Annotated in this window: 11 protein-coding genes; 3 read left to right on the forward strand and 8 right to left on the reverse strand. The window is 69.3% G+C overall.

The features are described 5' to 3' along the window. Positions 1 to 208: 208 nt before the first annotated feature. A complete protein-coding gene (locus PMI01_RS05005) occupies positions 209 to 1,726 on the reverse strand; it encodes a spinster family MFS transporter (protein WP_007664028.1) in 1,518 nt (505 codons plus the stop codon). Between the two features lie 220 nt (positions 1,727 to 1,946). Here PMI01_RS05005 and PMI01_RS05010 point away from each other — a divergent pair, with 220 nt between their 5' ends. Then, positions 1,947 to 2,135: a hypothetical protein gene (locus PMI01_RS05010; RefSeq protein WP_007664029.1), complete on the forward strand. Its 189-nt coding sequence runs from the start codon at positions 1,947 to 1,949 to the stop codon at positions 2,133 to 2,135. Here PMI01_RS05010 and PMI01_RS05015 read toward each other — a convergent pair. Continuing rightward, positions 2,132 to 3,466, reverse strand: coding sequence for a spinster family MFS transporter (locus tag PMI01_RS05015; protein WP_007664031.1), 1,335 nt, complete (start codon positions 3,464 to 3,466; stop codon positions 2,132 to 2,134). The two genes, PMI01_RS05010 and PMI01_RS05015, sit on opposite strands and share 4 nt — an antisense overlap. A gap of 96 nt (positions 3,467 to 3,562) precedes the next feature. On the opposite strand from PMI01_RS05015, the gene PMI01_RS05020 reads away from it, so the two are divergent. After that, complete coding sequence (locus tag PMI01_RS05020; protein ID WP_007664032.1) at positions 3,563 to 4,186, forward strand: glutathione S-transferase family protein; 624 nt, start codon at positions 3,563 to 3,565, stop codon at positions 4,184 to 4,186. On the opposite strand, the gene PMI01_RS05025 is transcribed toward PMI01_RS05020, so the two are convergent. The 4 genes from PMI01_RS05025 to PMI01_RS05040 all read right to left on the reverse strand — a co-directional run bounded on the left by PMI01_RS05025 (position 4,179) and on the right by PMI01_RS05040 (position 8,335). Next, positions 4,179 to 4,841, reverse strand: a complete 663-nt coding sequence (locus tag PMI01_RS05025; RefSeq protein WP_007664034.1) for a glutathione S-transferase family protein — start codon at positions 4,839 to 4,841, stop codon at positions 4,179 to 4,181. The genes PMI01_RS05020 and PMI01_RS05025 overlap by 8 nt on opposite strands. 63 nt (positions 4,842 to 4,904) lie before the next feature. Next, on the reverse strand, positions 4,905 to 5,378 hold the full coding sequence (locus PMI01_RS05030; protein ID WP_007664035.1) for an SRPBCC family protein: 474 nt from the start codon (positions 5,376 to 5,378) through the stop codon (positions 4,905 to 4,907). Positions 5,379 to 5,403: 25 nt separating this feature from the next. Beyond that, on the reverse strand, positions 5,404 to 5,742 hold the full coding sequence (locus PMI01_RS05035) for an ArsR/SmtB family transcription factor (RefSeq protein ID WP_007664037.1): 339 nt from the start codon (positions 5,740 to 5,742) through the stop codon (positions 5,404 to 5,406). Positions 5,743 to 5,908: 166 nt separating this feature from the next. After that, positions 5,909 to 8,335: a TonB-dependent receptor gene (locus PMI01_RS05040; protein WP_007664039.1), complete on the reverse strand. Its 2,427-nt coding sequence runs from the start codon at positions 8,333 to 8,335 to the stop codon at positions 5,909 to 5,911. 177 nt (positions 8,336 to 8,512) lie between these two features. Between PMI01_RS05040 and PMI01_RS05045 the strand changes: the two genes are divergently transcribed. Further along, complete coding sequence (locus tag PMI01_RS05045) at positions 8,513 to 9,034, forward strand: hypothetical protein (protein WP_007664041.1); 522 nt, start codon at positions 8,513 to 8,515, stop codon at positions 9,032 to 9,034. A gap of 3 nt (positions 9,035 to 9,037) precedes the next feature. Here PMI01_RS05045 and PMI01_RS05050 read toward each other — a convergent pair whose 3' ends face one another. Together PMI01_RS05050 and PMI01_RS27370 are read right to left on the reverse strand one after the other, a co-directional pair. After that, positions 9,038 to 11,572, reverse strand: a complete 2,535-nt coding sequence (locus tag PMI01_RS05050; protein ID WP_007664043.1) for a cell cycle histidine kinase PleC — start codon at positions 11,570 to 11,572, stop codon at positions 9,038 to 9,040. A gap of 173 nt (positions 11,573 to 11,745) precedes the next feature. Continuing rightward, positions 11,746 to 11,902, reverse strand: a 157-nt coding sequence (locus PMI01_RS27370) for an aminopeptidase N C-terminal domain-containing protein (protein WP_007664045.1), incomplete at its 5' end; no start/stop codon positions are given.

An 11,902-nucleotide genomic window follows, 5' to 3' on the forward strand; every position in this document is an offset into this window, starting at 1 on the left:
AAACCCCGCGCCCCGATGGCTCCCGTCCGCAGGCCACGCGGAGCGCTCGTCTTCGTCGAAACGGTATTCAAAACTGCCAATCATCCGGGCGAGGCCCGGGCGCTTCGCACCCCCCCCATCCCATCGCAGCCTTGGCGCGTGAGCGCGGAGCCGTGCCCGGAGCCGGGGACAGGCCCATGGGCCTGTCCCCAACAGGACCTCCGCGCCACTAGGCCTGGGCCACCGCCCGTTCCTTCATGTGCTTGACCATGCCGATCGCGGCCAGGGCGTAGTGCAGGGCGGCCCAGGCGTAGAAGCACAGGGTGACGATGATGCCCTGCTGGGTCGATCGGGCCATGGCGTCGTGGCACGACTTGGCCAGGTCGGCGGCCGCGCCCTTGGGGGCGACGCCGCCGGGGCACTGGGCGGTGAAGCTGGCCGCGCCCGGGTCGGTGAACGAGCCGCCCAGGGCGTGGAAGATGGTCGCCGCCTGCGGGTGGTTGAAGTTGTAGTGGGCCAGGTGGTCGATCAGCCAGCCGGTGAACACCGGCCCGCCGCCCAGGGCGATCAGGTTGAGGAAGAAGAACAGCAGGGCCGTGGCGGTGGCCCGGCGGCGCGGCTCGACCGAGTTCTGGACGACGCCGAAGGTCGGGGCGAGGTAGGTGTAATGGAAGATGCCCGGGACCAGCAGGATCAGGGCCAGCATCTTCCAGTCGGTCTGCAGGTAGGCGGTGATGTAGATCGGGGTGCAGATCAGCAGGCCCAGGGCCGGGACCAGGGCGTACCACTTGGCGCTGCGCTTGCCGGCCCAGTCGGTCAGGAAGCCGCCGACCAGGGTGCCGACCCCGGCCGAGAAGCCGCCGATCAGGCCGACGATCAGGCCGACCTGGGCCAGGCCCAGGCCGAAGCCGCGGACGAAATAGGGCGGCACGAACGCGCCCGAGCCATAGGAGCCGAACGAGGCGATGGTGACGCCCAGCATCATGTGCAGCACCGGCCACTTGCCGAACAGCACCTTCATCACCGCGCCCAGTTCCTTGAACTCGTGGGCCAGGGAGAAGGGGGGCTTGGCCGGTTCCGGGGGAACCTCGACGCTGACGGCCTCGGGCTCGAGCGGCAGGTCCTTGGCCTCGGAATGACCGCGGGGCGGTTCCTTGACCAGCAGCTTGACCAGCACGGCCAGCAGGATGCCCGGCAGGCCGACGATGACGAAGGCCACGCGCCAGCTGAACTCCTGGGCCAGCCAGCCGCCGGCCACGGCGCCGAACATCGTGCCCAGGGGGATGCCGAACGAATAGATCGACAGGGCCGAGGCGCGCTGCTTGGGGGCGTAGTAGTCGCTGATCAGCGAATGGGACGGCGGCGAGCAGCCGGCCTCGCCGACCCCGACCCCGAAGCGGTAGAGGGCCAGCTGGCCGAAGCTGGCGGCGCTGCCGCACAGGGCGGTGAAGCCCGACCAGATGACCAGGGAGATCGAGATGATCGTCACCCGGTTCCAGCGTTCGGCCATGCGGGCGATCGGAATGCCCAGCAGGGTGTAGAGGAGGGCGAAATAGAGGCCGCCCAGCAGGCCCAGCTGGGTGTCGGTCAGCTTGAGGTCGACCTTGATGGCCTGGCCGATGGTGGCGATGATCGTGCGGTCGATGAAGTTGAAGGTGTAGGTGGCGAGCAGCAGCCCCAGCACCGTCGCCTTGTAGCCATTCGAATACAGCGGCTTGCCGCCGCCCGACGCGCTCGTCTGGCTCATACTGGGCCTCTCCCTTCAAACATTTGTTCTAATCGTTGGGCCGACCATAGACGTAAGGTCAACGGCAAGGCCAGAGGGGAAACGTCGGAGGGGCGGTCGCGGCGGTTTCGTGGCCTGGGGATGAACGCGGGACAACGGGCGGGGGCGGGTCCGTTCAGGGTGGCGGGTCTCTACTGGAGCCCTAGTGGCCGCGCCGGACGGCCGTCCTCCGAGGCCTCCCATGCCCGCCTTTCCCCGCCCGTCGCCGCCGCCGCCGTCCGACCGCTGCGCCGTGGTGGTCTCCCGCGCCGACCTGAACCGCGCCCGCTCGCACCGGGCCCTGGACCGCGGCGGCGAGGCCCCCGTCGAGGCCCATCCCTGGGCCTACGCCTTTCCGCGGCCCGCCGCCTGCGGCTGGCGTCGCGACTAGCCGACCATCTCCTCGCGAATGGTCTTCCGCGCCCGCCAGAACAGGGCGAAGGCCACCAGGCCGAACAGGGTGGAGAGGATCAGGGCCCAGCGCACGCCCTGCGCCTCGCCCAGGCCGCCGGGGCCGGCCAGCAGGTCGCTGAGCGCCCCGACCGCCACCGGCCCCAGGCCCAGGCCGATCAGGTTGATGATCAGCAGCAGCACCGCCGAGGCGGTGGCGCGCATGGCCGGGTCGACGATGCTCTGGGCCGTGGCGTAGACCGGCCCGTACCACAGGGTGCCCAGCAGGACCGGGATGGTCAGGACGGCGATGGCCGGCATCGGCGCGGCGACGCTGACGGCCAGGATGTAGAACGGGATGGCGACCAGCGAGGCGACGGCCGGCACGGTCACATAGGCCCGCAGGTCCCTGGCCCCCAGACGGTCGGCCAGCACCCCGCCCAGCCAGGCGCCGATGACGCCGGCCGTGCCGCCGATCAGCCCCAGGGCCAGGCCGAGGAAGCCGGCCGACTTCAGGCCGAAGCTGGCCGCCAGGGCCGCGACGTCGGCGCCGTGGACGCGGAAGAAGAACGAGGCGATGAACGGCGCCTGGCCATAGCCGATGAAGGCCTTGATCGAGGCGGCGAAGGCCACCAGCCAGAAGGTCTTCTTGGCCGCCAGCACCGCCAGGGCGGCGCCGAAGCTGATCTTCGAATGAGCCCGGGCGGCGAGGTCGGCGGCCAGCTGGCGGCGCGGCTCGACCAGGGTGAAGGCGGCGACCAGGGCGAACAGCACGCCCGGCGCGCCGGCCACCATGAAGGCCACCCGCCAGCCGTAGGCGTCGGCCACCAGCCCGCCCATCGCCATGCCGGCCAGGGTGCCCAGCGGCGTGCCGATCGAATAGAAGGCGATGGCGCTGGCCCGCTTCTCCTTGGGCACGTAGTCGGTGATCAGCGAATGGGCCGGCGGCGTGCAGCCGGCCTCGCCGACCCCCACGCCGATCCGGGCCAGGATCAGCTGCCAGAAGTTCTGGGTGAAGCCGCACAGCACCGTGAAGGCGCTCCAGGCCGCCACCGAGGCGCCGATGATGAACGGCCGGTTCCTGGTCTCGGCCAGGCGGGCGATCGGGATGCCCAGCACCGTGTAGAACACCGCGAAGGCCAGGCCGGTCATCATGCCCAGCTGCCAGTCGGCCAGGCCCAGGTCGCGCTTGATCGGCTCGGCCAGGATGTTGACCACCTGCCGGTCGAGGAAGTTGAGGGTGTAGATGATCAGCAGGACCCAGAGGGCGTAGCGGCGGTAGCCGGAGGAAACAGGATTGATCACCGGCGACGGTATGGCCGTATGCGCCATGGGCTACTCCCTCGAACAGTTGTTCTAATCGTTGAGGTGACCATAGACGCGGGGTAAGCCCAATGGCCACCCCGCATGCGCCCAAAGGAGTCCGCCATGGAAATCGTCGTCGGCACCAAGAAATGGTCCAGCTGGTCGCTGCGGCCCTGGCTGGCGCTCAAGCATACCGGCGAGGACTTCAAGGAGACCGTGGTCGAGCTGCGCCATGTCGGAACCTCGGAGGCGCTGATCGCCCAGCACTCGCCCAGCAAGCTGGTGCCGGTGGTCAAGGACGGCGACCTGGTGGTCTGGGATTCGCTGGCGATCTGCGAATATCTGAACGAGAAATATCCCAAGGCCCTGCTGTGGCCGGAGGATCCGACCCTGCGGGCCCTGGGTCGCTCGGTGGCGGCCGAGATGCATTCGGGTTTCACCTCGCTGCGCGGCGAGTGCCCGATGGAGCTGGAAACCCGCAAGACCGTGGCGATCTCGGAAGCCACCCAGAACGACGTGCGCAAGATCGTCGAGCGCTGGAACCAGCTGCTCAAGCGCTCGGGCGGGCCGTTCCTGCTGGGCAAGTGGTCGATCGCCGACGCGTTCTACACCCCGGTGGCGACGCGGTTCCGCACCTACGGAATCCACCTGTCGGACTATGGCGACACCGGCCCGGCCGGGACCTATTGCGAACGCCTGCTGGAGACGCCGGAATATCTGGCCTGGGAGGCCGACGCCCTCAAGTGACGGCGGCCTCTTCCGGGAACATCGCGAAATAGGGCTGGGCCTCTTCCAGCACCCGGCCGAACGACGGGCGGGCCAGCAGCCGGTCGAGATAGGCCGAGACGTTGGGGTGGGCCTCGCCCAGCGGCGCGACCTTGTTGGCGTAGAACAGGGCCGGGGCGGCGGCGCAGTCGGCCAGGCCGAAGGCCTCGCCCGCCGCCCAGGTCCTGCCCGCCAGTTCCGTCTCGAGCAGGTCATAGGCCATGGCCAGCTGGCCGCGGGCATGGGCCACGCCGTGCGGGTCCCTGGCGCCCTCTGGCCGGATGCGGTCGCCGACGACCTTCTGCATCGACTCCTGGACGTAGAGGTCGAACAATCGGTCCAGCAGCCGTACGCGCAGGGCGGCTTCGGGATCTTCCGGGATGAACCGAATGGGTCCCGGATACCAGGTCTGCAGGTACTCGATGATGATCGAGGTCTCGGGAACGGTGCGGTCCCGCGCCGCGTCGCGCAGCAGCGGCATCTTGCCCGTCGGCCACAGCGCCTTGAACGCCGCGGCCTCTTGCGGGTCGCCCAGATCGACCAGGCGCGCCTCGAAAGGCGTGTCGTTTTCGTAGAGAGCGATCAGCACCTTCCAGCAGAACGAAGCCAGCGGGTGCATGTGTAGCGTCAGGGACATGGGGACTCCGTGGATGGGGTTGGGGACACGCCCATGGGCGTGTCCCCAGCTTCTGGCGCGGCCTCAGGCGTCCTCGCCCTGGCGCTCCAGTTCCTCGGCCAGCTTCTCGTACAGCTCGCGGCAACCTTCCTCGCGCTGGGCGGGGATGTCGTAGCCGTCGAGGAACGCGCCCTGCTCGGTATAGACCAGCCGCGTGCCCTTGCCCTCGGGCTTCAACTCGATGGTGGCCACCGACACCGAGATGCGGTTGCCGTCGATGTCCATGGCGTAGGCCGTGACGATCCGCTGGTCGGGGACGATGTCCCAGTAGGTCGTCTCGTTGAGGATGACCATCTTGCCGTCGGGGCTGAACCGGCCGTGCTCCTGGCCGCCGACCCGGAAGTCGTAGGTATAGTCGGCGACCGGCCAGTTCTCGGACTTCACGAACCAGCGGTCGCGGGCCTCCGAATTGGAGAAGGCCTTGAACACCCGGGCCGGGGTGGCGTCGTAGACGCGGTTGATGACGAAGGTGGCGTGGACGACGGAGCGTTCGGTCATGGTCGTTTCCTCCTGAGGGTTAAGGTCAGTCTTCGTCGCCGGCCGTGGCGCGCAGATACTCCCCCAGACGGTCGAGTTTGCGCTCCATCAGGACGCGGCGTTGGTTGATCCAGGTCTCGGCGGCGCTGAGCGCTTCCGGTTCCAGCCGGCAGGTCCGCACCCGTCCGACCTTCTCCGAGCGGATCAGGCCGCTGCCTTCCAGCAACTGCAGATGCTGCATCACCGACGGCAGCGACATGGCCAGCGGCTGGGCCAGTTCGCTGACCGAGGCCGGCCCGGCGCACAACCGCTCGATGATGCCGCGCCGGCTGGGGTCGGCCAGCGCCTGGAACATCAGGTCGAGCGAGGGTTGTTGGTTAGTCATATGCCTAAGTATCGCGATGGCCGCGACGGGTCAACAAATAGTTTGTCGATTGCCTAAGTATGGGGCGGCCTCAACGAAAAGCGCCCCGGACGCGGGGTCCGGGGCGCTCGACGCAGGCCAGGCTCTGACGCCCGAAGGGGAGGACGGGCGGAGGCGCTGGCCGACCTCAGAACCGCGTGGACAGGGTGACGAAACCCTGGCGAGGCGGGATCGGGAAGGTGCTGTAGCTGCCGGCCGGCTGCGAGACGGTGACGTTCAGGTCGCCCTTCTCCTGGCCCAGGTTGGTGATGTTGGCGCTGAGCTTCAGGCCCTGGATCGGCCAGCTGGCCGGGGTCTGGAAGGCGTAGCTGACCTGCAGGCTGAGCAGCATGTAGCTGTCGACCTTCAGGTCGTTGGTGTAGGTGGCGAAGCGCTCGCCGACGAAGTCGCCGATCAGCTGGGCCTCGAAGTCGCCGAAGTTGGCGCTGGCCACGAACTTGTTCAGCCATTCGGGGCTGCCGGGCACCTTCTTGCCGGCGATGCGGACGATCGTCGGGGTGACGACGCCGCCCACCGTGGTCGAGCCGCTGGTGTAGTCGTCCTGATAGACCGAGCGGTTGTAGGAGACCGCGTCGTAGAACGAGAAGTGGTCGCCGAGGCGCAGGGTCAGGGCCAGGTCGACGCCGTCGGTCTTGACGCTGCCGACGTTCTGGACGATCGCCGCGCCGCCGACGATCGAGATCGCCGCCGCCGACGGGGCCACACCCAGCAGGCGGTTGCTGAAGTCGACGTGATAGATGCTCAACTGACCGTCCAGGCCGGTGATCGGCCCGAGGGTCAGGTCACGCTTGCCGCGGATACCGGCCTCATAGGTCCAGGCGGTTTCCGGCTCGGCGTCGCGTTTGAAGTTGTCGAACGCCGCCTGGCTGCCCAGGCTGAACGGCGACAGGCCGCCGCCGCCATAGGTCTGGAAGTGGCGCAGGTTCTTCTGGATGTTGACGAACAGCTCGTCGCCCGTGCCGGCCGTCCACACCGCGCCGACCTGCGGCAGGAACCACTCCTTGGTCTTGATCTCGCCCACCGGCAGGCCGGTCGAATTGATCAGCGAGCCGACGATCGGCTGCACCGGCACGCGGCCGGTGGCGTCCTGGACGCTGCTCTTGAAGCCGCCCTGCAGCACCAGGTTCTCGCGGATGCGCCACTGATCCTGGACGTGGAACTGGTAGACCTTGTTGTCGATCTCGCTGCCGTACTGAGTGATCAGCCAGCCGGTGGGCACGTCATAGGGCGAGGTCGGATGGTTGACGTCGAACGGGTACCAGCGGCGATAGGCCGACGACTTGTTGTGCTCGTACCAGAAGCCGGCCTCGATCTGGTGGTCGCCGACGGTGGCGTTCAGGGTCGAGATGCCGCCCAGGCGGTCGATCTGGTACTCGGTGGTGCGCGTGGCGTAGCCGGAATTGCCGAACACCTGCTTCAGGTTCTGGCCGGGGAAGTAGAAGTTGAACAGGGCCGGCAGGCCCGCCACCCGGATCGGGCCGGCCACGATGCCGCGACCATGGTCGTCATGGTAATAGACCTGGTTCGACCAGGTGACGTTGTCCGACAGCTTGGCGTCGTACTTCAGGTAGGTCAGGTAGTCGGTGCGTTGGGCGGCGCTGAAGTAGTTGCGGTAGTTCTCGCCCTCGGTGACCGGGTAGTTGCCGGCGGCGTCCAGATAGTCCAGCGCGGCGTGGAAGTCCGGATACAGGAACGGCCGCGTGTAGGGCTGGTAGCCGTCGTAGGGCTTGCCGGCCCGGCCGGGAATGTAGCGGGTGGTGCCGTCCTCGTTCGGCTCGGTCTTGTCCGAATAGGACAGGTAGAAGGTCAGCTTGCCGGCCTCGCCGTCGCGGACATATTTCAGGTTGGCCTGGTCGCCGCCTTGCTTGCCGTTGAAATCCCAGGCCTTGGCCTTCTGGTGAGCGTAGGCGAAGTACAGCGCGTTGTTCCCGCCGAACGTCCCACTGTCGAGGCGCACGAAGGTGCGGCTGGTGTCGTAGCTGCCCAGGGTCTGGTTGAACTGGCCGCCGAACTCCGCGCGCGGATCGTTGGTGAAGGTCTCGACGGCGCCGCCGAGGTTGCTGGTCGAGGCAGTGCCCAGCGAGCCGGCGCCCGACGACAGGATCACCCTGCCGACCACTTCGCTGATCACCGCGCGCTGCGGCGACAGGCCGTTGTAGTTGCCGTAGCTCTGGTCGCCCAGCGGCACGCCGTCCAGGGTGTAGCCCAGCTGCTGGCCGTTGAAGCCGTGGATGAACAGCGAGGTGTTCTGCTCGTTGTTGCCCCACGGGTCGGCGGTGACGTAGGTCACGCCCGGCAGGGTCTGGATCGCCTTCAGGGGCGAGAGGCCGGGCAGGATCTTCTGCATCTCCGAGCCGCTCAGCTGCACGGCCGAGCGGGTGCTCGACAGGCTGATGACCAGCACCTCATCGACGGCGGCCGCGGGATCGACGGCCGGTTCGGCCGCGACCGGGGCGGCGGGCGTGTTCTCGGCGGCGTGGGCCGCCTGGGCCATGGCCAGGGCGCCGAGCGCGCAGGCCGCCAGCAAGGCGTGGCGAGCGGATGTGATGGACATGGAACCCCTCCGACGTCGCCCGACGCGGGCGTGTAGCTGCGGGGTGTTAGGGCAAGCCGATGACGCTTCGGCGTGGTTTCCGCGAAGGCTTCGTGACGGCGCCGGATCGTCTGCCCCCGCTTTACGCACAACGAACGAAACACTCTGATACCGTCCTCGAAACCGGAGAGTCGCGGCATGCGGGCGCCGATCGCCAAGATCCAGGAGAGCGCCGACGAGTTCGCCGATCCGTGGGCCGCCCGTATCGTCGCCTTCCTGCGCGGCCTCGGCTTCCAGATCGACGCGACGTCCCTGGACGAAGACGCCTTCGTGCCGGGCGTGGTGGTGTCGGCCGGCCGGCTGCTCGTCGATCCGGCGCGGCTGACCTGGCCCGGCGACCTGCTGCACGAGGCCGGCCATATCGCCGTCAGCGATCCGCTACGGCGCGAGGCGGGGGTGTCCGACGACCCCGGCGAGGAGATGGCGGCCATTGCCTGGTCGTTCGCCGCAGCCCTGGCGATGGACCTGGATCCGGCGGTGCTGTTCCACGACGGCGGCTATCGCGGCGGGGCCAAGGCGCTGCACGAGAACTTCACCCTGGGCAGCTATGTCGGCGTGCCGATGCTGGCGATGTGGGGCCTGACGATCGAGCCCCGCCGCGCGACGCCCGGGGGGCCGCCGGCCTATCCGCACATGCTGGCCTGGCGGAGGACTTGCTAGGCTTTACGCCGCCGCGAAGTCGCGCAGGGCGGGCAGGCCGCTCTGGCGCATCGGCAGGATGAAGCTGACGGTGGTGCCTTCGCCCGGGGTGCTGGTCATCTCCAGCGCGCCGTCGTGCATCTCGACCAGCGACTTGGTCAGGGCCAGGCCCAGCCCGGTGCCCTGGGTGGTCTTGGCGTGCTGGCTCTCGACCTGTTCGAACGGCCTGGCCAGGCGGGCCAGGTCCTCGGCGGCGATGCCGATGCCGGTGTCGGTGACCGAGACCCGCACCCGCTCGCCCAGCGGATCGCGGCGCACCTCGGCCCGCACGGTGACGCGGCCGGCCCGGGGGGTGAACTTGATGGCGTTGGACAGCAGGTTCAGCAGCACCTGCTTGACCGCACGGTAGTCGGCCTCGACCTCGGGCAGGGACGGGAAGTCGATCTCCAGCTTCAGGCCGGCGGCCTCGGCGCGGTTGCGCACCAGGCGCACGGCGTCCTCGGTGACGTCCTCCAGGTGCAGTGGCTCGAACTTGAGGTTCATCTTGCCGGCCTCGATCTTCGACATGTCGAGGATGTCGTTGATCAGGGCCAGCAGGTGCTGGCCGGAATTGTGGATGTCGAGGCTGTAGCCCTTGTAGCGCTGGTCGCCGAGCGGGCCGAACATCTCGTTCATCATGATCTCGGAGAAGCCGTTGATGGCGTTCAGCGGCGTGCGCAGCTCGTGGGACATGTTGGCCAGGAATTCGCTCTTGGCCTTGTTGGCGCCCTCGGCCTTGACCTTCTCCATCTCGTACTTGCGGGCCAGCTCGGCCAGCTGTTCCTGGCTGCGCTCCAGGCCGGCGACGGCGTGCTGGAGCTGCTCCTCGTTGAGGCGGCGGGCTTCTTCCTGGTTCTTGATGGCGGTGATGTCGGCGGCGGTCATCACCAGGCCGCCCTCGGCCGTGCGCCGCTCGCTGATCTGGATCCAGCGGCCGTCGTTGAGCTCGGCCTCGCGCACGCCCTTGGCGCCGTCGGGGGCGGGCTGGTCGTGCTTGATGGCCAGGGCCGCGAAGCGGTTGACCTCGTTGCGCGGCGCGCCGGGCTTGAGCAGCTTGGGTTCCAGGTTGAAGACGTTGCGGTAGTTGCGGTTGCACATCAGCAGCCGGCCCTGGCGGTCCCACAGCACGAAGGCTTCCGACACGCTCTCGATGGCGTCGCGCAGGCGGTTCTCGGCGGCCTGGGCGCGGGCCTGGGCCAGGCGCTCCTCGGTGACGTCCAGCGCCACGCCGATGATCCGCGAATAGCCGTCCTCGCCCGGCTTGCCGAAACCCTGGCCGCGGGCGTCGACCCAGATCGAGCGGGCGCCGTCCACGCCGGGCACGCGGAACGAGACGTCGAAGGCCCCGTACATGGCGGCGTTGGCCAGGGCCTGGCGCACCTTGTCGCGATGATCGACCGACACCCGGTCCAGCAGTTCCTGGCCGCCGACCACGCCGCCGCCGCCCCAGCCGAACATCGCGCCGGTGACGTCGGACATGAACACCTGGTCGCCGCCCAGTTCCCATTCCCAGATCCCGCAGCGAGCGGCCTCGACGGCGAGGCGGAAGCGCTGCTCGCTGTCGACGAACTCCTTCTGGGCGGTCTGGACCCGGCGGCTCTGCAGCATCAGCAGCAAGGCCAGGGCGATGCCGACGGCCAGCGGGGCCAGCAGCGAGATGGCGCCTTCCATCACCTGGCGATCGACATTGGCCACGGTGCGCGGGCGCGAACCGACGGCGGCGAGCAAGGCGCCCTGGGCCAGGGGCTGGACGGCGACATCCAGGGCCTGGCCGTCGGACGACTGGCCGCGCAAGGCGGCGGCCGCGTCCCCGACGTCGTCGATCGACAGCGAGAAGGCCTCGCGAAGGTTGGTGGCCCCCTGGATCGGGCGGCCAGCGGCGGCGATCAGCCGGCCGTCGGCCAGCATCAGCGCGCCGGCCCCGCCCTTGGGGGGCTCGGCGAGCAGGCGGGACGGGTCGCTGGAGGCGATGACGAAACCGCGACCGCCGCCGGCCAGCGTGGCGTGGGCGACGTAGAGGCGGCCGGTGGTCCCGGCGCCGATCCAGACGCTGCGGCCGGAGGCGGCGGCGGCGCGGGCGGCGGCCTTCCAATCGGCGGCGGTGTCGCGCCCGGCCACGGCCAGGATGTCGGTGGGGCTGACCACGGCGACCGCCATGGCTTCGCCGCCGGCGGCGCGCAGGGCGGTCTCGGCGGCGTCGATCGGGGCGCCGGGGTCACGCTGCAACAGGTCGGCCGCGGCCGACAGGCCGGCGCGCTGGGCGGCGAGGTTGGTTTCGACCGCGCTGGCCGCCAGGCGGGCCTCGGCGGCCAGGGACGCGCCGCCCGGCGGCGCGCTGGCTTCCTGTTTCAGGCGGTTGACGCCGAAGGCGGTGTAGACGGCCAGCAGCAGCAGGGCGGCCAGGATGGCCACGCGCACATAGGCCTGGGAAGGCGATCGCGCGGCGCGCGTGCGGGCCGCGCCCGCCGCCGACAGGCCGGCTCCCGCCAGCCTCCCGGTTCTCGCCCCGCCACGCTCCAACGCCAGATGCTCCCGCGATCTCTGGCGAGTCACTTCGCCAACATGGTGAATCTAACGCACGCGCGACCGGCGCGTCACCGCAGAACGGAGGGTTTGACGGCGTGTGGGCCCTTTAGTCGCAACCTGCGGGGGACGAATCGCCGCAAACTGAGCGGAAGCGGGGCCGCAAGCCGTCAATCCAGGGCGCGGGAAACGAGTTCCAGCACATTCTTTGACAATTCGACCTGGCCGCGGATGCGCTCCAGCTGCTCGCGCATCAAGGCGCCGAGGGTCGGAACGTAGCGCCGCCAGGCGCCCAGCGGCTCGACCAGCCGCGCCGCCGTCACCGGG

The organism is Caulobacter sp. AP07, from assembly GCF_000281955.1.
GTDB lineage: Bacteria > Pseudomonadota > Alphaproteobacteria > Caulobacterales > Caulobacteraceae > Caulobacter.